This is a genomic window from Pelomonas sp. Root1444 (assembly GCF_001426885.1).
GTDB lineage: Bacteria > Pseudomonadota > Gammaproteobacteria > Burkholderiales > Burkholderiaceae_C > Pelomonas.
In genome coordinates this window covers 448320-468907 of record NZ_LMFP01000003.1, presented here as the reverse complement: position 1 = coordinate 468907, position 20588 = coordinate 448320, and the positions used below count along the sequence as shown (strand labels likewise).

At 70.2% G+C, this 20588-nt stretch carries 18 protein-coding genes; 8 read left to right on the top strand and 10 right to left on the bottom strand.

Annotation, left to right across the window (positions count from 1 at the left end; genetic code table 11):
• Window positions 1-21 precede the first annotated feature (21 nt).
• Complete coding sequence (locus ASD35_RS04955; protein ID WP_200956007.1) at window positions 22-588, bottom strand: CAP domain-containing protein; 567 nt, start codon at window positions 586-588, stop codon at window positions 22-24.
• Window positions 589-872: 284 nt separating this feature from the next.
• Between ASD35_RS04955 and ASD35_RS04950 the strand changes: the two genes are divergently transcribed.
• Window positions 873-1724 (top strand): PEP-CTERM sorting domain-containing protein, encoded by an 852-nt coding sequence (locus tag ASD35_RS04950; RefSeq protein ID WP_162254425.1) that lies wholly within the window; start codon window positions 873-875, stop codon window positions 1722-1724.
• A gap of 36 nt (window positions 1725-1760) precedes the next feature.
• Here ASD35_RS04950 and ASD35_RS04945 read toward each other — a convergent pair whose 3' ends face one another.
• Complete coding sequence (locus tag ASD35_RS04945; RefSeq protein WP_056873780.1) at window positions 1761-4112, bottom strand: ATP-dependent DNA helicase; 2352 nt, start codon at window positions 4110-4112, stop codon at window positions 1761-1763.
• 177 nt (window positions 4113-4289) lie between these two features.
• On the opposite strand from ASD35_RS04945, the gene ASD35_RS04940 reads away from it, so the two are divergent.
• On the top strand, window positions 4290-5927 hold the full coding sequence (locus ASD35_RS04940; protein ID WP_056873779.1) for a hypothetical protein: 1638 nt from the start codon (window positions 4290-4292) through the stop codon (window positions 5925-5927).
• Between the two features lie 26 nt (window positions 5928-5953).
• On the opposite strand, the gene ASD35_RS04935 is transcribed toward ASD35_RS04940, so the two are convergent.
• The 5 genes from ASD35_RS04935 to ASD35_RS04915 all read right to left on the bottom strand — a co-directional run bounded on the left by ASD35_RS04935 (window position 5954) and on the right by ASD35_RS04915 (window position 11103).
• A complete protein-coding gene (locus tag ASD35_RS04935) occupies window positions 5954-7156 on the bottom strand; it encodes a DNA polymerase IV (RefSeq protein WP_056873778.1) in 1203 nt (400 codons plus the stop codon).
• A 51-nt stretch (window positions 7157-7207) separates the two neighbouring features.
• Window positions 7208-8188, bottom strand: a complete 981-nt coding sequence (locus ASD35_RS04930) for an aldo/keto reductase (RefSeq protein ID WP_056873777.1) — start codon at window positions 8186-8188, stop codon at window positions 7208-7210.
• A gap of 85 nt (window positions 8189-8273) precedes the next feature.
• Window positions 8274-9947 (bottom strand): PhoH family protein, encoded by a 1674-nt coding sequence (locus tag ASD35_RS04925; protein WP_056873776.1) that lies wholly within the window; start codon window positions 9945-9947, stop codon window positions 8274-8276.
• A gap of 175 nt (window positions 9948-10122) precedes the next feature.
• Entirely contained in the window at window positions 10123-10602 is a 480-nt protein-coding gene (locus tag ASD35_RS04920; RefSeq protein ID WP_056873775.1) for a peroxiredoxin, read from the bottom strand.
• Window positions 10603-10728: 126 nt separating this feature from the next.
• The gene (locus tag ASD35_RS04915) at window positions 10729-11103 is read right to left on the bottom strand and encodes an Mth938-like domain-containing protein (RefSeq protein ID WP_056873774.1); all 375 of its coding nucleotides are present in this window, start codon (window positions 11101-11103) and stop codon (window positions 10729-10731) included.
• A 133-nt stretch (window positions 11104-11236) separates the two neighbouring features.
• On the opposite strand from ASD35_RS04915, the gene ASD35_RS04910 reads away from it, so the two are divergent.
• Genes ASD35_RS04910 through speD form a run of 6 tightly spaced genes read left to right on the top strand, consistent with a single transcriptional unit; the run spans window position 11237 to window position 17108 of the window.
• On the top strand, window positions 11237-12463 hold the full coding sequence (locus tag ASD35_RS04910) for a pyridoxal phosphate-dependent aminotransferase (RefSeq protein ID WP_056873773.1): 1227 nt from the start codon (window positions 11237-11239) through the stop codon (window positions 12461-12463).
• A 26-nt stretch (window positions 12464-12489) separates the two neighbouring features.
• Window positions 12490-13809 carry a homoserine dehydrogenase gene (locus tag ASD35_RS04905; RefSeq protein ID WP_056873772.1) on the top strand — a complete coding sequence of 440 codons (1320 nt, stop codon included), beginning with the start codon at window positions 12490-12492 and terminating at the stop codon, window positions 13807-13809.
• 13 nt (window positions 13810-13822) lie between these two features.
• On the top strand, window positions 13823-15214 hold the full coding sequence (thrC, locus tag ASD35_RS04900; protein WP_056873771.1) for a threonine synthase: 1392 nt from the start codon (window positions 13823-13825) through the stop codon (window positions 15212-15214).
• Window positions 15207-16412 carry a gephyrin-like molybdotransferase Glp gene (gene glp, locus ASD35_RS04895; protein ID WP_056873770.1) on the top strand — a complete coding sequence of 402 codons (1206 nt, stop codon included), beginning with the start codon at window positions 15207-15209 and terminating at the stop codon, window positions 16410-16412. The genes thrC and glp overlap by 8 nt, the downstream gene beginning before the upstream one ends.
• Complete coding sequence (gene moaD, locus ASD35_RS04890; protein WP_056873769.1) at window positions 16409-16666, top strand: molybdopterin converting factor subunit 1; 258 nt, start codon at window positions 16409-16411, stop codon at window positions 16664-16666. The genes glp and moaD overlap by 4 nt, the downstream gene beginning before the upstream one ends.
• A 55-nt stretch (window positions 16667-16721) precedes the next feature.
• Complete coding sequence (gene speD, locus ASD35_RS04885) at window positions 16722-17108, top strand: adenosylmethionine decarboxylase (RefSeq protein WP_056873768.1); 387 nt, start codon at window positions 16722-16724, stop codon at window positions 17106-17108.
• Here the strand turns inward: speD and ASD35_RS04880 are convergent.
• From ASD35_RS04880 to ASD35_RS04870, 3 genes are all read right to left on the bottom strand, one after another.
• Window positions 17066-18652, bottom strand: a complete 1587-nt coding sequence (locus ASD35_RS04880) for an FAD-dependent oxidoreductase (RefSeq protein ID WP_157275384.1) — start codon at window positions 18650-18652, stop codon at window positions 17066-17068. The two genes, speD and ASD35_RS04880, sit on opposite strands and share 43 nt — an antisense overlap.
• Before the next feature lie 83 nt (window positions 18653-18735).
• Complete coding sequence (locus tag ASD35_RS04875; RefSeq protein WP_157275383.1) at window positions 18736-18957, bottom strand: hypothetical protein; 222 nt, start codon at window positions 18955-18957, stop codon at window positions 18736-18738.
• Between the two features lie 67 nt (window positions 18958-19024).
• A complete protein-coding gene (locus ASD35_RS04870) occupies window positions 19025-20587 on the bottom strand; it encodes a polyamine aminopropyltransferase (protein ID WP_056873766.1) in 1563 nt (520 codons plus the stop codon).
• Window position 20588: the final 1 nt, after the last annotated feature.

Here is a 20588-nt window from a genome sequence, read left to right as displayed (position 1 = left end):
CGAACTGCGGCTGCGCAGGACTCAGCGCGGAGTCCCGAAGTCCTGGGTCCAGTACGTGCGGTAGGTGGTGTTGGCGTTGCCCGCCACGCAGGCCACGCCGATGTCACGGAAGGTCGCGGTCATCAGGTTGGCGCAGTGCCCGTCGCTCTTCATCCAGCCGTCCACCACCTCGGCGATGCTGGCCTGGCCGGCGGCGATGTTCTCGCCCAGGCTGCTCCAGGCGTAGCCGGCGGCCGTCGCGCGGGTGCCGAGCGTGCTGCCGTTGCTGCCGGTGTGGCTGAAGAAGTTGTTCGCCACCATGTCGTCGCTGTGCGCCACCGCGGCCTGTGTGAGGGCCGCGTTCCACGTCAGTTCGGGTGCGGCGGGGAAGGCGCCACGCGCGCCGCAGGTGGCGCCGCTGCGGCGGTGCGCATTGACCGCGGCCAGCATCTCGGCCTCGAAGTTCGGCAGGTTGCAGGTGATGCGGGTGCCGGCGGTGGGCGGTGCAGGTGCGGGGGCCGCGGGGGGTGGCGGCGCGGGCGCGGGCGCCGGCGCCGCGGCATCGGAGCCACCGCCGCCGCAGCCGGCCAGCGCGAGCAGACCGGCCATGGCGACGGCACAAGCGAAGCGGGGCGCCAGGGCGGGAGGGCAGTTGGGGCGGCTGGAGCGGAGCAGGGCGAACATTGCGCAAGGGTGGCACGCCTGACCGACGCGGCGGTTACCGGGTGCAGCGGCGCGAGAGGGCCGGCAACATCCCCACACAAAGCAGGCCGCCGGGCATGGCGCCGCGATCCGCAGGCAAGGCGCGGGAGCCTGCTCGTCAACTTGGAGGATGTGGAGCAACCGCAGCGCGGATAGAACGCCTCACCGTTTCAGCCACCGAGGTCACGTCCATGCAAGCGCAATTGAAAGTTCCGGCTGTGGCCGCAGCCCTTTTCTTCTCCCTGCCAGTCTTGGCCGTCGGCACGGGGGACAGCACCGGCTCTTTCACCATCGTGCGTGCCCAAATCGAGCAGTCGTTGCCGGACAAGGTGCTCGAGTCCGAGTTCGGCGACCTTTCGGCCGAAGCGCAATGGCAGACCGTCTACGCCAAGGCGCGGGCGGGCTTCGGCAACAGCGGCGCCTACGCCGCCGTGCCGCAACCGGGTTATGAAGCCTTCGCCGAGACCTGGTGGGCGGATGGATTCACGATCACCGGCGGTGTTGGCCAGGGCGAACTGCATCTCGCCATCCGGGTGAGCGGCACCAGCGAAGGCAAGGGCGTCGCCCACTACGGGCTGTTCTCTAGCCTGCAGCCCTTCGACCAGGGCGCTCTGCGCAGCTGGCTGGACTGTTGCATGCCCGAGGCCCCACAGAGCAGCACGGGCGTCGTTCCGATCACGGAGGATGCGTTCCCGTCCGCTGGCGCCACCGTGCTGCAGGCCGAGATTTCGTTCACCTATGACAAGCCGATCTACCTCGCCAGCTATTTCGGCGTGGAAAGTTTCGACGTGGGTGTCGCTGATTTCTACGGCTCGGCCCACTTCGGCCTGATGGCGCCCGCCGGCGCATCGATCGCGGCGGCGTCGGGCACGGCCTACCTGTCGGCGGCGGCCGTGCCGGAGCCTGCCACTGCCGCGCTGTGGTTGCTGGGGCTCGCAGGGCTGGCTGGGCTGCGAGGAATCCGACGCGGCCCGCACGCCGTGGCATCACGCCAACCGGCATGCCAGGCTTGTGCATGTCGGCCAGCGCGAGCCCTTCGTTGATCCGCTTCCCTGCGGTGCCGGCGCGTCGGGCAACGCTTACTGCACCCGCCACCACGCCGGCAGCAGCGCCCGCACCTCGGGCCGCCGGTAGCGCTGGTCCATCAGCCACACCCAGCCGCGGTCGTCCACCGAGCGCAGCACGCGGCCGGCGGCCTGCACGACCTTCTGCAGCCCGGGCACGAGGTCGGCATAGCCGTGGTCGGCGCCGAACATCGCGTCCAGCCGCTCGCGCACCTGCTCCTGCAGCGGCGATACCGGCGGCAGGCCCAGCGTGGCGATGAAGGCGCCGATGAGCCGGGTGCCGGGCAGGTCCACGCCCTCGGCGAAGGCGCCGCCCAGCACGGCGAAGCCGACGCCGCGGCCATCCTCCACGAAGCGGTCCAGGAAGCCGCGCCGCGCCGCGTCGCCCATCGCACGCGACTGGCGCCACTGCGGCACGTGCGGATGGCGCAGCGCCAGCCGCGCAGCGGCCTTGTCGAGGTAGTCGAAGCTGCTGAAGAAGGCGAGGTAGTTGCCGGGGTGCTCCCCGTACTGCGTGGCGAGCACATCCACCAGCGCGTTGAGTGACGCGTCGCGATGCTCCCAGCGTGTCGACAGGTTGGCCACCTGCACCGTCAGGTGCTCGGCCGGGAAGGGCGCGGGCACGTCGATCCAGGCGGTGTCGTCGGGCAGGCCCAGCAGGTGGCGCGGGTAGTCCGGCGGGCCGAGCGTGGCCGAGAACAGCGTGACGCTGCTGAGCCCCTCGAAGCGTTCCTTCAGGAAGTGGCCGGGCACGATGTTGCGCACCGAGAGCAGCACGTCGATGCTGCCGTCGTCCTCGGGGCCGTCGTCCAGCAGCGAGAGGTTGGCCGGCGCCTCCGTAAGCGGGCGCGCGGCGTTGGCGCGCTGCAGGTCGCACAGCGAGTGGGTGTCCAGCCGGTCCAGCAGGCGCTGCAGGCCCAGGCACTCGAAATAGAACTCCAGCAGAGGGCCGACTTCGAGCGGATGGTTCTGCACGTACTCCCCCAGGGCGACGTTGACGCGCTGCAGCGCTTCGCCCAGCGCGTCGGGCACGGTGGGCAGCGGCTGGTAGTCCGCGGCCTGCGCGCGGCCCAGCGTGGCCAGTTCCTTGGCCAGCCCGCGCAGCGGCGCGCGCAGGCTGGCCGGCGCGTTGGCCGCGGCCTCGCGCACGCGCGCCAGGCTGAGGCTGGTGCTGTACATGTCGCGCGCGCGGTCGATGAGGTTGTGCGCCTCGTCCACCAGCAGCGCCAGCTTCCAGCCCTGCGCCTGCGCCAGGCCGTAGAGCTGGCCGTAGGGGTCGAAGGCATGGTGCACGTCGCCGACCACGACGTCGGCCCAGCGCAGCAGCTCCTGGCCGAGGTAGTAGGGGCAGACGTCGTGTTGGAGCGCGATGCGGCGCTGTGCGGCGGCGTCCAGCCAGCCCGCCCGCACGGCCTCGGCGCGGGCGGCGGGCAGCTTGTCGTAGAAGCCGTGCGCCAGCGGGCAGGCGTCGCCATGGCAGGCCTTGGTGGGGTGCTCGCAGGCCTGCTCCTTGGCCACCAGCGTCAGCACGCGCAAGGCGCCTTGCGGTGGGCCTTCGGCTTTTCCCTTGGCCGGCGCCGCCTCGCGCAGCGCGTGCAAGGCTTCAAGCGCGGTGATGCGGCCGGTGCCCTTGCAGGTCATGTAGCCGATCTTGTCGAGCCGCTGCAGCGGCATGGCGCGCAGCAGCGGGTACAGCGTGCCCAGCGTCTTGCCGATGCCGGTGGGCGCCTGGGCCAGCAGGCAGCGGCCGTTGGCGGCGACGCGGTAGACGGCCTCGGCCAGCAGGCGCTGTCCGGGGCGCAGCTCGCCGAGCGGGAAGGGCAGGGCGGCGAGCCCCGCGTCGCGCGCGGCGCGGTGCGCGGCCTCCTGCGCGGCCCAGGCCTCGAACTCGCGGCAGCGCGCCTCGAAGCCGGCCTGCAGCGCGGCGGCCGTCAGTGTCTGGCGCAGCACGGTCTCGTGCTGCGTGTCGGCGTCGACGTAGACCAGGGCCAGTTCGAGCTCGGCCAGGCCGCGGTCGGCGGCGATGAGGGCGCCGTAGGTCTCGAGCTGGGCCCAGTGCAGCACCCGGCGGTTCTCGGGAATCAGCTCGACCGGGCCGCGGATGGTCTTGATCTCTTCCAGCCGGTTCACGTCCGCCTCGTAGCCATCGGCGCGGCCGCGCACGCGCAGCTGGCCGTACTGGCCCTCCAGCGGCAGCTCGGTCTCGTAACCCGGCGAGCGGCGCGCATACACGGCCATCTGCCCGGCCTGGCCCTCCAGCGACGTGGCCGAGGGCGTGAAGCGGCGGTCCAGGCTGCCGCCCTTTGCGGTGAACTCGCAGAGGCTGCGGACCGAGACGGTGTAGGTCCAGGAAGGGTTTTCGGTCATGGGACGCCATCAACCGGCGCAGCCGTGGGCGGGACTTCGGACTTGGGGCGTGCTTGCAATCAAGGGATTGTCCGTGCACGGGCCGCCACCCGAACATCGCGCCCGCTCGATGGGGGCATTTGGACGATCAGTTTCCATGCAATGTGAACAACCGGCGCTGCCTCAGCGCGGACCTGCTTGAGGGCGCGGCGGCAGGGCGCCATCGTGCTGGCGGCGGTGCATGCCTGCGGCGCCGCTGCGGCCGCGCCGGCCCAGAACCTCGCCGCGGACCCGGCGGCCGTGAAGCAGCTGGTGGCGGCCGTCAGCCTGGACGTGATGTCCGAGGCCTCGCTGCGCGCCTGCGAGGACGTGGGCGCGCCGTCCACCCCGCAGATGCGCGCGGCCTGGGTGGCGTGGCGGGAGCGGCACCAGATCGCGCCGCTGCGTCTCGTCGTGGCCGACCTGCGGCGGCGCCAAGGCAGCAGTGCGCCGTCGTGGAAGAAGCTCACCGAGCCGCTGCGCCAGCGGGTGCTGAGCGACCCCGCGCCCGACCAGGCCTGCGCGGGCCTGGCGCGCGACTGGCAGGCCGCCGGCATGGACGTGAGCGCGCAGTACCCCCAGGCGCGTGCGGTGGCCGTGGCGCTGGTGCAGGCCAAGCTGGTGTCACCGCCGGACCTGCCCGCCGTTGCCCCCGGCCCCGTGCGGGGCCAGGTCTTGCTGCCCAGCCAGATCGACGCGTTGAGCGCCCAGCAGGGCGGCGGCTGGAGTTCGATCTCCAAGGACGAGGCGCAGCGCAAGCTGGGGCCGGTCCATGTCAAAGGGCGGGTCGAGCGCTGGTCGGAGGACCCGGACCGCTATCACCTCATCCAGGAGCACGCCGACCGGGCGGCGCAGGCGCATGTCTACCTGAAGTTCGATGCCGAGCCCTGGGTCGGGCGCGAGGTGGTCGTGCGGGGGCTGGTCACGTCGCTGCGCGCCTACGCGATGGACCTGGCCGACGCGGCCATCGTCGGCGACACATCGGGCCTGACGCCTTCGCCGCTGCCCCAGCAGCCGTTGGCGCGCAAGGAGGTGCTGCTGCAGCGGGTCATGAGTGCGCCGGGCAAGGGCCTGCCTGAGAAGGACCTCGCCGCCGTCGTCATCCATGGCGAGGCCAACTACAACCAGGGCACGCGCTGGGAGGAGGACGTGCGCTTCCTGATGCGGGACGGCAGCGTCTACCGCCGCACCGAGATGCCGCCGGACCAGCTCAACGCGGCGGCTTCGCGCCAGCTCGAACCGCAGCGCTGGGGCCGCTGGCGTGCCGGCGGCAAGGGCTACGAAATGCAGCCGCAGGACGACGACGGCCGCCCGGGCGCCTGGCAGCCCGAGAAGCACCGGGCCGTGCGGCCCTGGCCCAAGGACACCCGGCTGGAGGGAAGCTACAGCCGTGGCACGTTCAGCGGCAGCCTGGTCACCGGCGGCATCTCGTCCACGCGCGGCATCCGCTTCACGCGGGACGGGCGCTTCGAGCGCAGCTACAGCTCGCTGGCCAGCTCGGGCAGCCTGGCGGCCGTCATGAACAACACCGTGGTCTCCGGCTCCTCGCACGGTGACGGCAAGGGCAGCAGCAGCACCGGCGGGGGCACGGTGGGCACGCCGTTCGGCACGGCGGGCGCCGTCAGCTCGCGCAGCAACGACGACGGTGCCAGCCGCCGTGGCCGCTACCAGCTCAGCGGCTTCGTCCTCACGCTGGACTACGACGACGGCCACCAGGAGCGCCTGCTCAGCTTCCCCGTGCACGACGACAACAAGACGGTCTACGTGGGCAACGGCAGCATGAGCCTCGACAAGTAGCCCTTCGCCCCGTCCCGCCGCGCCAGCTAGAACAGCGACAGGTTCTCCCGCGCCGGCTCGGCAGCGCGCTCGGGTGGCGGCGCCAGCGCCTGGCTGGCGTGCACGAGGTTGCCGATGCGAACCCCCATCAGCCGCAGCCGCTTGTCGAACTTGACGCGCTTGAGGCACAGGCCCACGGCGTGGCGGATGTCGGCGGCACCGGTGATGGGCAGTTTCAGCGTCTGGTCGCGCGTGACGGTGACGAAGCCCTCGAAGCGCAGCTTGATGCCCACCGTCTTGCCCGCGTAGCGCTTGCGGGCGAGGTCGCGCGACAGGCTTTCGCACAGCTCGTCGAGGATGCCGCCGAGCAGCGCCTTGTCGTGCACCGCGTGGAGGTCGCGCTCGAAAGTGGTCTCGCGGCTGATGGAGACCGGCTCGCTGTGCGTGACGATGGGGCGCGAATCGCGGCCGTGCGAGGCGGCGTGCAGCCACTGGCCGTAGCTCTCGCCGAACTGCTCGACCAGCCAGGCCGGGTCGGCCGCGGCGATGTCACCCACCGTCTCCAGGCCGAGCTTGACGAGCCTGTCGCCCGCCTTGGGGCCGATGCCGTTGATCTTGCGCACGCCCAGCGGCCAGATGCGCGTGGGGATGTCGTCCAGCGTCAGCACCGTGATGCCGTCGGGCTTGTCCAACTCGCTGGCTATTTTTGAGAGCAGCTTGTTGGGCGTGACGCCGATGGAGCAGGTCAGCCCGGTCGCGCGGCCCACCGAGTTCTTGATCTCGCGCGCCACCGCCTTGACGCCGCCGAGCGGATCGTGGCCCACGGCGTCGCGCACGCCGGGCACGTCGGTCAGGTCGATGTAGATCTCGTCGATGCCACGGTCCTCGATGACCGGTGCGACCTCGGCGACCGCGGCCTTGAAGAGGCGCGAGTACTTGCGGTAGCTGTCGAAATCGGCCGGCAGCAGGATGGCGTCGGGCGCGCGCAGCGCGGCCTTCATCAGGCCCATGGCCGAGAACACGCCGAGGTCGCGCGCGGCATAGGTGCTGGTCGTGACGACGCCGCGGCCGGTGTAGTCGCGCAGCCTGGCGTAGCGCCAGCTGCCGTCGGCCAGCTGCTGCGGCGCATCGGCCCGGCGGCCGCCGATGACGACGGCCTCGCCCCTGAGCTGCGGATAGCGCAGCAGCTCGACGGACGCGTAGAAGGCGTCCATGTCGAGGTGGGCGATCCAGCGGGCCGGTTGCTGCATGGCCCCGATTGTCCGGCGCCCCGGGTCAGGGGCTGGCAGCAGCGGCGCGCGTTACCAGAGTGCGTGCACCTGCGGCGCGATGCGGCGGCGGTACAGGTCGGCCAGCGCCTGCATCAGCGGCGCGGGCAGCGCGGCGAGATCGGCGGCGCTGACGTTCTCGTCCACCTGCGCGGGCGTGCGCCCGCCGGGGATGGCCGTGGTGACCGCTTCGTGCATGAGGATCCAGCGCAACGCCAGGCGGGCCATGCTCACGCCGTCGGGCAGCAGCGTGCGCAGCTCCTCGACGGCGGCGAGGCCTTCTTCGTAGTCGACGCCCGAGAACGTCTCGCCCTTGTCGAAGGCCTCGCCCTGGCGGTTGAAGGCGCGGTGGTCGTCGGCGCTGAACCGGCTGTCGCGCGTGAACTTGCCGCTGAGCATGCCGCTGGACAGCGGCAGCCGTGCCAGCACGCCCACCTGTGCGGCCTGGGCGGCGGGCAGGAAGACCTCGGCCGGCCGCTGGCGGAACAGGTTGAAGATGATCTGCACCGATTGCACGCCGGGGTACTTCAGCGCGGCCATCGCTTCGTCGATGCGCTCCACGCTGACGCCGTAATGGCGCAGCTTGCCCGCGCGGACCAGGTCGTCCAGCGCGCCGAAGACCTCGGGCATGGCATAGACGGCGCTGGGCGGGCAGTGCAGCTGCAGCAGCTCGATGGCGTCGACCTCGAGGTTGCGCAGGCTGCGCTCGATGAAGGGGCGCAGGTCGCGGTAGCCGTCGGCGGTGTGCGGGTCCAGCCGCCGGCCGGCCTTGGTGGCGACGTGGAAGGCGTCGTTCGGGCGCTCCTTGCGCAGGCGGGCAAGCAGCCGCTCGCTGTGGCCGTCGCCGTAGACATCGGCCGTGTCGAAGAAGTTCACGCCGCGGTCGAGGGCGCGGTGCAGGGCGGCCATTGCGGCCGTGTCGTCGGTGTGGCCCCAGGTGCCGCCGATGGCCCAGGCGCCGAAGCCGATCGCAGAGATGTTCCAGCCGGTGCGGCCGAGGGGGCGGTAGATCATGCGAAATCCCAAAAGAAAACGCGTGCCGGCAGGGCACGCGGTGGCAAATGGTAGCGTGATCAGTGGGCCTTGGCAGGCCCTCGGATCAAAGCACTTCGGATGCGAAGTCGGCCAGCCGCGAGCGCTCGCCGCGCGCCAGCGTCACATGGCCGCTGTGGGCCCAGCCCTTGAAGCGGTCGACGGCGAAGGTCAGGCCCGAGCTGCCCTCGGTCAGGTAAGGCGTGTCGATCTGCGCGAGGTTGCCCAGGCAGACGATCTTGGTGCCCGGGCCGGCGCGGGTGATCAGCGTCTTCATTTGCTTGGGCGTCAGGTTCTGGGCCTCGTCGATGATGACGAACTTGTTCAGGAAGGTGCGCCCGCGCATGAAGTTCAGGCTCTTGATCTTGATCTTGCTGCGCACCAGGTCGTTCGTCGCGGCGCGGCCCCATTCGCCGGCGGACGAGCCGCCCTTGGCCAGTACCTCGAGGTTGTCGTCGAGGGCGCCCATCCAGGGGCCCATCTTTTCCTCCTCGGTGCCGGGCAGGAAGCCGATGTCCTCACCCACGGGCACGGTCACGCGGGTCACGATGATCTCGCTGTAGCGGCGGTCATCGAACACCTGCGCCAGCGCGGCGGCCAGCGTCATCAGCGTCTTGCCGGTGCCGGCCGTGCCGGTCAGCGTGATGAAGTCGCACTCCGGGTCCATCAGCAGGTTCAGCGCGAAGTTCTGCTCGCGGTTGCGGGCGGTCACGCCCCAGACGGCGTGCTTCTGGTGGCCGTAGTCCTTCAGCGTGCGCAGCACGGCCGACTTGCCGGTGATCTCGGTGACCTTGGCGTACAGCGGCGTCGCGCCGGGCGCCTCCAGGTAGACCAGCTCGTTGATCAGCAGCGTCGGCACCAGTGGCCCGCTGATGCGGTAGTAGGTCGTGTTGCCCTGTTGCCAGCTTTCCATGGTCTTGCCATGGCGGTCCCAGAAGTCGCTCGGCAGCGCCTGCACGCCGGTGTAGAGCAGGTCGGAGTCTTCCAGCGTCTTGTCGTTGCGGTAGTCCTCCGCCGGCAGGCCCAGCGCACGCGCCTTGATGCGCATGTTGATGTCCTTGGACACCAGCACCACCTCGCGGCCCGGGTGGCGGGACTGCAGCGCCTGCACGACGCCCAGGATCTGGTTGTCGGCCTTGCCCTGGGGCAGCCCCTGGGGCAGCGGTGCGTCGATCAGCTCGGTCTGGAAGAACAGGTTGCCCTCGGCCTCGCGGTGGCCGGTGCCCGCCAGCGGCAGGCCCTTGGACATCTCCTCGATGCTGCTGCTCTTGAGGTTGGCGGCCAGTTGGTCCAGCTCGCGGCTGACCTGGCGCACGTTGCGGGCGACCTCGGTCATGCCCTTCTTGTGCCCGTCCAGCTCCTCGAGCGTGATCATGGGCAGGAAGATGTCGTGCTCTTCGAAGCGGAACAGCGACATCGGATCGTGCATCAGCACGTTGGTGTCGAGCACGAAGAGCTTGGCCGCGCCGGCCGCCTTGCGGGTGCGCCTGGACGGGGCCGACTTGGCGGCCGTTTTCGGCGCGGCCTTGGCGGGCGTGCCGGGCTTGGCGGCGGCCGGGCTTGAAGCGGGGGTCGGGAGGCGCAGCACTTCGGCTGTCGGTGCCGGGGCCGGCGTCGCCGGTGCCGTCACGGGGGCGACGACAGGGGGTGTCGCGCGCGGTTTGCTGGGGGTCAGGTTGGCCGAGTAAGCAGTGGCATCGAGGCGGCTGGCGCGTTGCGCAGGAGGCTTAGGCAGTGGCATGTACGGCGGAGTGACGGCAAGTGAACCCCCTGCGATCCAGGCTCCAGAAAGCAAAAAGCCGCACAGGATGAGTGCGGCTTTGAAGTCTGAGACAAGGTTTCGACCCGGGGCATGGGCTGATTATGCACATGCCGCGGAGCCCCGCGATGTCGGAGAACAACGCGTGTTCAGCAGCTCAGGCGGCTTCCTTCTTCAGGCCCTTGACGGCCTTCAGCACTTCGTCGACGTGGCCGGCGACCTTGATGCCGCGCCACTCGCCGACCAGGATGCCGTTCGGGGCGATCAGGAAGGTCGAGCGCTCGATGCCCTTGACCTTCTTGCCGTACATGATCTTGTTCTTGACGACGCCGAACATGTGGCAGAGCTTTTCTTCGGTGTCGGCGATCAGCTCGAAGGGCAGTTCCAGCGCCTGCTTGAACTTGTCGTGCGAAGCCATGTTGTCGCGCGAGACGCCGAACACGACGGCACCGGCTTTCACGAAGTCCTTGTGGCGATCGCGGAATTGCATTGCCTCGGTGGTACAACCGGGCGTGTTGTCTTTCGGGTAGAAATACAGCACGACCGACTTGCCCAGGAAGGCGTTGCCGGTGAACTTCACGCCGCCGGTGGCTTGAGCCTCAATTTCCGGCAGGGGTTTGTTGAGCGCAGGCGTCATTGGGGGGTGCGGCAAGTTGGGCTCACGGGGTCCCCGGTTCGTGAGCGCTGTGCAGCATTTCACGCGGGCGCCCGCAGGCAATAGCCCGCAATTATAAGGCCTCGCCCCGGCCTTCCGGCCGCAAGGTCATCCCTCGATCAGCAGTGCCGCGAGCACATTTCGACCTTCGCTGGCCAGTACGTTGTAGGTGCGGCAGGCTGCGGCGAGGTCCATCACCTCGAAACCGATGCGCGCCTCGACCAGCCCGCGCCACAAGGCCGGGCTCGGGAAACGCAGTCGCGCGCCGCTGCCGAAGACGACCAGTTCGGGGTTCAGGGCCTTGATTGCTTCGAAATGCGCGGGTTGAAGTTCCTCGAAGCGCGAAGGCGGCCAGGCGACGACCTCGCCCTTCCACGGCACGAGCACGCTGGCCGTGTGCGGCTGGCCATTGACCCAGACGCCCCGGGCGTCATGGCGGGAGATGCTGTTGCCGCCTTGCGGCTCGTCGAGCTGGAACTTCATCGGGATTCAGTCAAAAGGCGGCCGCGAGTGTCGCGCAGATCGGCAGGCCGTGTGCCCGCCCCTTGCTTAAACTCCAAGGTCCCCCTTTCGCCCGACTTTTTTGCACTGCAGCAGCGCTGCGCCGGAGCCCCTTTTGAAGCCCATCGCCAAGTCCAGCAAGCTCGCCAGCGTCAGCTATGACATCCGCGGCCCCGTGCTGGACAAGGCGCGCCAGATGGAGGAAGAGGGCCACAAGATCATCAAGCTGAACATCGGCAACACGGCGGTGTTCGGCCTGACACCGCCGGACGAGATCGTGCAGGACATGATCCGCAACCTGGGCGATGCCGGCGGCTACACCGACAGCAAGGGGCTGTTCGCGCCGCGCAAGGCGGTCGTGCACTACACGCAGGAGAAGGGCGTCAAGGGCGTGACGGTGGACGACGTCTATCTCGGCAACGGCGCGTCCGAGCTGATCCAGATGGCGATCAACGCGCTGGTCAACGACGGTGACGAGATCCTGATCCCGGCACCGGACTTCCCGCTCTACACGGCCGTCGTCGGCCTGTCCGGCGGCCGCCCGGTGCATTACCTGTGCGACGAAGGCGCCGGCTGGCTGCCCGACCTGGCCGACATCGAGGCCAAGATCAGCCCGCGCACCCGCGGCATCATGGTCTGCAACCCCAACAACCCGACCGGCGCGCTGTACCCGACCGACCTGCTGCTGGGCATCATCGAGCTGGCCCGCCGCCACCAGCTGGTCGTCTTCGCCGACGAGATCTACGACAAGACGCTGTACGACGGCGTGACGCACACCAGCATGGCGTCGCTCGCCGACGACGTGCTGTTCATCACCTTCAACGGCCTGTCCAAGAACTACCGTGCCTGTGGCTACCGCGCGGGCTGGATGGTGGTCAGCGGCGAGAAGCGCCATGCCCGCGATTACATCGAGGGCCTGAACATGCTGGCCTCGCTGCGGCTGTGCTCCAACACGCCGGGTCAATTGGCGATACAGACGGCGCTGGGCGGGTACCAGAGCATCAAGGATCTCGTCGCGCCGACCGGGCGCCTGTGCCACCAGCGCGACCTGGCGTACGAACTGCTGACGCAGATCCCCGGCGTCAGCGTGGTCAAGCCCAAGGCCGCGCTATACATGTTCCCGCGCCTGGACCCCAAGATCTACCCGATCGCCGACGACCAGCAGTTCGCCTACGAGCTGCTGGCGGAGGAGAAGGTGCTGATCGTCCAGGGCACCGGTTTCAACTGGCCCGCGCACGACCACTTCCGCCTCGTCTTCCTGCCGAACGTGGATGACCTGCGCGAGGCTGTCGGCCGCATCGACCGTTTCCTGGCCGGCTATCGCCGTCGCCATTCCTCTTGATTTCCCGTTGTCCTGAGAGCCCTGCAATGAAAGCGATCCAAGTCGGCCTCATCGGCCTCGGCACCGTCGGTGCCGGCACCTTCCACGTCTTGCAGCGCAACCAGGCCGAGATTCGCGGCCGCGCCGGGCGGGGCATCGAGATCGCGATGGTGGCGGCCCGCAATGCCGAACGCGCCAAGGCCTACCAGGCCCAGGTCGGAGACGCCGTGCCCTGCGTCGGTGACCCGCAGCAACTGGTCGACGACCCGGCCATCGACATCGTCGTCGAGCTGATCGGCGGCATCGAGCCGGCGCGCACGCTGGTGCTGCGGGCCATCGCCAACGGCAAGCATGTCGTCACCGCCAACAAGGCGCTGCTGGCGCTGCACGGCACGGAGATCTTCGAGGCCGCGCGCGAGAAGGGCGTCGTCGTCGCCTTCGAAGCGGCCGTGGCTGGGGGCATCCCCATCATCAAGGCGCTGCGCGAAGGTCTGACGGCCAATCGCATCGAGTGGATCGCCGGCATCATCAACGGCACCACCAACTTCATCCTGTCGGAGATGCGCGGCAAGGGGCTGGACTTCGTCACCGTGCTGAAGGAGGCCCAGCGCCTGGGCTATGCCGAGAGCGACCCCACCTTCGACATCGAAGGCGTGGACGCGGCCCACAAGCTGACCCTGATGAGCGCCATCGCTTTCGGCGTGCCGGTGCAGTTCGACAAGGCCCACGTCGAGGGCATCAGCAGCCTGCAGGCCACCGACATCAAGTATGCCGAGCAGCTCGGCTACCGCATCAAGCTGCTGGGCATCACGCGCCGCCGTGAGAACGGCTTCGAGCTGCGCGTGCACCCGACGCTGATCCCGTCGAGCCGCCTCATCGCCAACGTGGAAGGCGCGATGAACGCCGTCGTCGTGCAGGCCGATGCCGTCGGCACGACGCTGTACTACGGCAAGGGCGCCGGCGCCGAGCCGACCGCGTCGGCCGTCGTGGCCGACCTGGTGGACGTGACTCGCCTGGCCACCGCCGACCCCGATCACCGCGTGCCGCACCTGGCCTTCCAGCCCGACGCGATGAGCGACACGCCGGTGCTGCCGATGGCCGACGTGCACACTGCCTTCTACCTGCGCCTCGTCGTGGCCGACCAGGCCGGTGTGCTGTCGCGCATCACGACCATCCTGGCCGAGCACGACATCTCCATCGACGCCGTGCTCCAGCGCGAGTCCGCGGAGGGCGAGCGCCAGACCGACCTCATCATCCTGACGCACGACACCGCCGAAGGCCGCATGAACGAGGCGCTGGCCAAGATGCAAGGCTTGCCGACGGTGCTCGCGCCCATCGTGCGCATCCGCAAGGAAGAACTGGCCTGAGCCGGAGCCTGACATGAAGTACATCAGCACCCGTGGCGACCAGACCGAGCGCAGCTTCTCCGACATCCTGCTTGAAGGCCTGGCGCCGGACGGCGGCCTCTACCTGCCCAAGACCTACCCGCGCGTTGATGCGGCAACGCTGACGCGCTGGCGCGGCCTGGCCTATGCAGACCTGGCTTTCGAGATCCTGTCGCTCTACATCGACGACATCCCGGCCGACGACTTGCACGCCATCACGCGCAAGGTCTACACGGCCGAGGTCTTCGGCACCGAGCAGATCACGCCGCTGACCTGGCTGGGCGACCACATCGCCCTGCAAGGCCTGTCCAACGGCCCGACGCTGGCCTTCAAGGACATGGCCATGCAACTGCTCGGCGCGCTGTTCGAGTACGAACTCGGCCGCCGTGGCGAGACGCTGAACATCCTCGGCGCGACCTCGGGCGACACCGGCAGCGCCGCCGAGTACGCGATGCGCGGCAAGAAGGGCGTCAACGTCTTCATGCTCAGCCCCGCCGGCCGCATGAGCCCCTTCCAGCAGGCGCAGATGTTCAGCCTGCAGGACGCCAACATCCACAACATCGCCATCGAAGGCGTGTTCGACGACGCGCAGGACATCGTCAAGGCCGTGTCCAACGACCTGGCTTTCAAGCGCGCGCACCGCATCGGCACGGTCAACTCCATCAACTGGGCGCGGCTGCTGGCGCAGGTTGTCTACTACTTCGCCGGCTACTTCCAGGCGACCAAGACCAACGCCGAGAAGGTCAGCTTCACGGTGCCGTCAGGCAACTTCGGCAACGTCTGCGCCGGCCATGTCGCGCGCCAGATGGGCCTGCCGATCGCCAAGCTGGTTGTCGCGACCAACGAGAACGACGTGCTCGACGAGTTCTTCCGCACCGGCACCTACCGCGTGCGCGGCAGCGCCGACACGCACGAGACGTCCAGCCCGTCCATGGACATCTCCAAGGCCAGCAACTTCGAGCGCTTCGTGTTCGACCTGCTGGGCCGCGACGGCGCTCGCGTCAAGCAGCACTTCAGCGGCAGCCAGTTCGCGCTGACGGCCGGCGAGCATGCCGAGATCGCCAGCTTCGGCTTCAGCTCCGGCCGCAGCACGCATGCCGACCGCATCGCCACCATCCGCCGCTGCCATGCCGAGCACGGCATCGTCATCGACCCGCACACCGCCGACGGCCTGAAGGTGGCGCTGGAGCAGCGCGACCCCGCCGTGACCATGCTGGTGCTGGAGACGGCACTGCCGGCCAAGTTCGCGGCCACCATCCACGAGGCGCTGGGCATCGAGCCGCCGCGGCCGGCCGGGCTGGAAGGCATCGAGGACAGACCGAAGCGCGTGAAGGTCATGCCGGTCGATGTCGACCAGGTGAAGGCCTACATTGCGGCCCATGTCTGAACCCAGAAAACCGCTGATCCCCCTCGACGACGCGCTGGCCACGCTGCTGGCGCAGATCGAACCGCTGGTTGGCACCGAGACGCTGGCCACCGCCGACGCGCGCGGCCGCGTGCTGGCGGCGGACCTGGTCTCGCCGGTGGATGTGCCGCCCGAGGACAACTCGGCGATGGACGGCTACGCGCTGCGTGCGGCGGACGCCGGTGCGTTGCTGCCGGTGACGCAGCGCATCCCCGCCGGCAGCGTGCCCGCGCCGTTGCCGCCGGGCGAGGCGGCGCGCATCTTCACCGGCGCGCAGGTGCCGCAAGGCGCCGACACCGTCGTCATGCAGGAGATCACCGAGTTGGTCGACGGCCGGTTGCGCGTGACTCAGCCCATCCAGCCCGGCCAGCATGTGCGCCGCCGCGGCGAGGACGTGCGCACCGGCTCGGTCGTGCTGCCAGCCGGCACGCGGCTGGACGCCGTGTCGCTGGGCCTAGCGGCCACGGCCGGCGCCGCGCAGTTGACCGTGACGCGCCGTCCGCGCGTGGCGCTGTTCTCGACCGGCGACGAGCTGGTCATGCCCGGCGAGCCGCTGCCGCCCGGCGCCATCTACAACTCCAACCGCTTCACGCTGCGCGCCTTGGTCGAGGGCCTGGGCTGCGAGGTCGTCGACCTGGGCATCGTGCCGGACCAGCTCGACGCGACCCGAGCCGCGCTGCGCGAGGCCGCGTCGCGTGCCGACGTCATCCTGACCTCGGGCGGCGTCTCGGTCGGCGAGGAGGACCACCTGCGCCCCGCCGTGCAGGCCGAGGGCCGGCTGGACCTGTGGGCCATCGCGATCAAGCCGGGCAAGCCGTTCGCCTACGGTCGTGTCCGGGACGCGCACTTCGTCGGCCTGCCCGGCAACCCGGTGTCCAGCCTCGTGACCTTCCTGGTCCTCGTGCGGCCGGCGCTGCTCAAGCTGCAGGGTGCTACGCGGCTGGCGCCGCGCGGCTACCGGCTGGCGGCAGGCTTCGACTGGCCCAAGCCCGACAAGCGCCGCGAGTTCCTGCGCGTGCGGCTGGACGAGGCCGGCGGCCTGGCGATGTTCTCCAACCAGAGCAGCGGCGTGCTCACCTCGGCCTTCTGGGCCGACGGCCTGCTCGACAACCCGGCCGGCCAAGCGATCAAGATCGGCGATGCGGTGCGCTTCATCCCATTCGCGGAGTTGCTGGCATGACGGTCACCGTGAAGCTGCGCTTCTTCGCGTCGCTGCGCGAAAAGCTGGGCGAGGGCGAGGCGCTCGAGCTGCCGCAAGGCAGCACCGTCGCCGCGGCACGCATGGCCTTGCAGGCGCGCGGTGGCGTGCATGCCGAGGCGCTGGCACCGGGCCGCGCGGTGCGTTCGGCGCTGAACCAGAAGATGTGCACCGAATCCGCGCTGCTGTCGGACGGCGACGAGCTCGCCTTCTTCCCTCCCGTCACCGGCGGATGAACTCGGGCCCCCACGCTCGCTGTGGCTCACCCGCGCTGGGGCGGCGCGGCGGCGCATGAAGGGCCTGCACCTGACGGCGGACCTGCGCGGCGTCGACCCGGCGCTGGCCGTGATGCGCGACGGCGAGGCGCTGGCGGTGCTGTGCCGCGAGGCCGTCGCGCAGGCGGGCCTCACCGGCGTCGCGGAACTCTTCCACCGCTTCGCGCCCGCCGACGCGCAGAGCGGCATCACCGGCGTCGTGCTGCTGGCCGAATCCCACCTGGCCATCCACACCTGGCCCGAGCTGGGCGGCGTGACGCTGGATGTCTATGTCTGCAACTACGGCGCGGACAACAGCGCCAAGGCCGAGGCACTGATGCGCGCGCTGATCGACGCCTTCGCGCCGGTCTCGGTCAGCCGTCAAAGCCTGATCCGCGCCGCGGCTTCCACGCCGGCCGTGTAGGCCTCCTCGAACACCGAATACCCCGCCAGGTCCGCGTGCGCGAAGACGACGCGGCCGCGCGCCTCGTTCAGCGCGGCCAGCGCCGCCGAGCCGCGCAGGCCCGGCGTCGGGATGCTCATCGCATGGCCGAAGCGGCACAGGTCGATGCGTTCCAGCTTGCCCGGCAGGTCCGGGTGCGTCTGGGCCATCTCGCCGGTGACCCAGCGTGCCCAGTGCTGCCAAGGTTGGCGCAGCAGCTCGCCCCGCTGGGTCGCCGGCAGCGCGAAGTAGGCCGTCAGCAGCGGCGGCCGGGGCAGCGGGTCCAGCGACTGGTGGCGCGCGTCCACGTAGCCCAGCGCGCCCGTGCCGTAGCGCACGTTGTCCCAGGCCGGCGGCGCGCCGGGGCGGATCAACAAGGGCTCGCGCAGCAGCAGGTTGGCGGTCAGCCAGGGGGAATAACTCAACTGTCCGGCGGCGTCGCGCAACGCGTCGGGCGGCGCAGCGAGCAGGCGATTCGCGATGAAGAGGGGCGTGGCCATGACGACGGCGCGGGCCTGCCAGCGCTCGGGCGCGCCGGCCGCCTCGTTCCAGGCCAGCAGCTCGACGCCGTGCTTCTGCTCGGTCACGCGCAGCACGCTGCGGCCCAGGTGCAGGCGCTCCCGCAGCGGTTCGGCCAGCCGGGCGGACAGCCAGCCGTTGCCCTCCGGCCAGGTCAGCACGGGCTCGCGCTCGGCGGTGTCGTCGCCCGGTGCGTGGAAGCCGTGGCGGCTCGCGAAGTAGTGCAGGCCGGCCCAGGCCGAGACGCCGGCCACGTTGGCGCCGAAATCGTCGCGGCAGCAGTAGTCGAGGTACCAGCGCAGCCTTGCGTCCGTCAGGCCTTGGCGGTCCAGCCAGGTGGCGAAGGTCTGGGCATCGAGCCCGGCGTGCGCCGCGGTCCAGCGCGCGCGGCGGGTCGGCATCGCAAAGCCTGCGTCGCGCTGGGCCTGGGAGACGGCCGCGGCGAAGCGGCGGTACTGCTCGCGGGTGGACGCGTCCTCGGCGGGCGGCAACAGGCCTTCGTGCCAGGCCCCGTCGATGAACAGGCGCTCCTGCGGGCTGTGGCACAGGTGGCGTTCGTCCCACTCGGTGCGGCCCAGCACCTGGCGCGAAAGGCCCAGCTCGGCCAGCAACTGCTGCACTTCGCGGGCATCCGGGCCGGGCAGCGGCAGATAGTGCGCGCCGAGCGGGCAGGGCGTGCCGCCCAGGTGGTGCGCGCGGCTGTTGCCGCCGGCCTGGTCTTCCAGGTCCAGCAGCGCGAAGTCGGCCACCCCTTGCCGCGCCAGCGCGCGGGCGCAGGCCAGCCCGGCGATGCCGGCGCCGACGATGAGCACGCCGGTCTTGCGCAGCGGCCCCTCGGCCTTGGGCACCTCATTGCGCAGGCGGTGGCCGCGCTCAGGATGGGTGCCGACCCAGCCGCCTTGCAGCGCCGGCGCGTCGGGTGTGCAGCCGCCGGCCAGCAGGCCGAGCAGCAGCGCGCGGCGATGCAGGCCGGGAGGATGGAGATGACGAGTGGCGCGGACGGTCAAAGGCAGCAGCGGCGAAAGCGCGCCGGATTCTCGCTGCTGTAAAGCTCACCGGCCGGCAAGCGGCGCGCCTGCGCGGCGCGGTATCAGCCGCAAGGGGCTTGCCACTCGCGCAGCTCGGCTGCCAGCACGGGATGCCGGTCCGCCTCGGCACGCTGAATCAGCGCCTGGACATTGGCCTCCGTGACGAATTCGTGACCGACGCCCTGCAGTAGCGCCTGGTAGACGCTGTCGACGTTGCTGCCATCGGTGTCGGGGGGCGTCGTGGGCACGACCGTCGGACCGAGGGCTTGGGAGGTGGTTGGCATGGGCAGCTCCGGGCATCGGCGCGACAGGCCGACGATCGGCTCCGCTGGCAAACGGCGCTCCCGGGCGTCAGTGCACCTTGCCCCACTCGGCCTCGAATTCCTGCACCAGCACCTGGTTGGACAGCCGGTTCACCTCGGTCGGCACGCGCGCCATGTCGGGCGGGAAGTCCAGCAGTGCCGGCAGGCTGGCGGGCGTGATGAAGCGCAAGCCGGGCGGGAACTGCGTCGGCGGGCGGAAGGGCCGGCGCGACGCGATGATGAAGCCCCATTCGCCGAAGCTGGGCACGTGCGCGTGATAGGGCGTCGCCGTCAGGCCGACGGACTCGATGGTGGTGACGACGGTCCAGAAACTGCGCCGCGCGATCAGCGGCGAGGTGGTCTGCACGACGGCATAGCCGCCCGCGCTGAGGTGCTGGTCCACCAGCTCGTAGAAGCTGGCCGTGTAGAGCTTGCCGAGGGCGAAGTTGGACGGGTCGGGGAAGTCGATGACGATGACGTCGAAGGTCTCGGCCTGCTGCTCCAGCCAGCCGAAGGCGTCGGCGTTGACGATGCGCAGCTTGGGGCTGGACAACGCATGGCCGTTGAGCGCGGCGAGCTTGGGCGACTCGCGGAACAGCGTGGTCATCAGCGGGTCCAGCTCGACGAGCGTGACCTGCTCGACGCTGGCATGGCGCAGCACCTCGCGCACGGCCATGCCGTCGCCGCCGCCCAGCACCAGCACGCGCTTGGGCGCGCCGTGGGCGGCCATTGCCGGCTGCACCAGCGACTCGTGATACCGGTACTCGTCCTTGGAATGGAACTGCAGGTTGCCGTTCAGGAACAGCCGCGTGCCGGCGCGGCCTTCGGTGACGACGATGCGCTGGTAGGCGCTGCTCTGCTTGAAGACGATGTCCTCGCCGTAGAAACGGTCCTCGGCCCAGGTCGTCAGCCGCTCGGCGCCGAGCAGGGCGGCCAGCAGCAGCGCGAACGAGAAGGTGCAGGCCGCCGTCAGCGACGCCCGGGCGCGCAGTTCCGCGCGGAACAGCCACAGCGCCCAGACGGCGACGACGACGTTCAGCAGGCCGAACGCCACGCCGGTGCGCACCAGGCCCAGGTGCGGCACCAGCACCAGCGGGAAGGCGAGGGCCACGAGCAGGGCGCCGAGGTAGTCGAAGGTCAGCACCTGCGAGACCAGGTCCTTCAGGCCGTAGCGCGCGCTGAAGTGGCGCTTCAGGATGCGCATGACCAGCGGGATCTCCAGCCCCACCAGCGTGCCGACCAGCAGCACCAGCGCATACAGCAGCACGCGGAACACGGTGGCCTCGCCCGGCGGCAGCAGGCTGTGCACGACGAACAGCGCCGCCGGCATCAGCCCGCCGATGACGCCGACCAGCAGCTCCACCTGCAGGAACACGCCGACCAGTTGGCGTTCGACGAAGCGCGACAGCCAGGAGCCCAGCCCCATCGCGAACAGGTAGACGCCGATGACGGTGGAGAACTGCAGCACCGAGTCGCCGAGCAGGTAGCTCGCGAGCGCGCCCGCGGCCAGCTCGTAGACCAGGCCGCAGGCGGCGATGACGAAGACGCTGGCCAGCAGCAGCAGCTCGGCCAGACTGGGGCCGTGCTTGGCCGTGGGCGTGTCGGCGCTCACG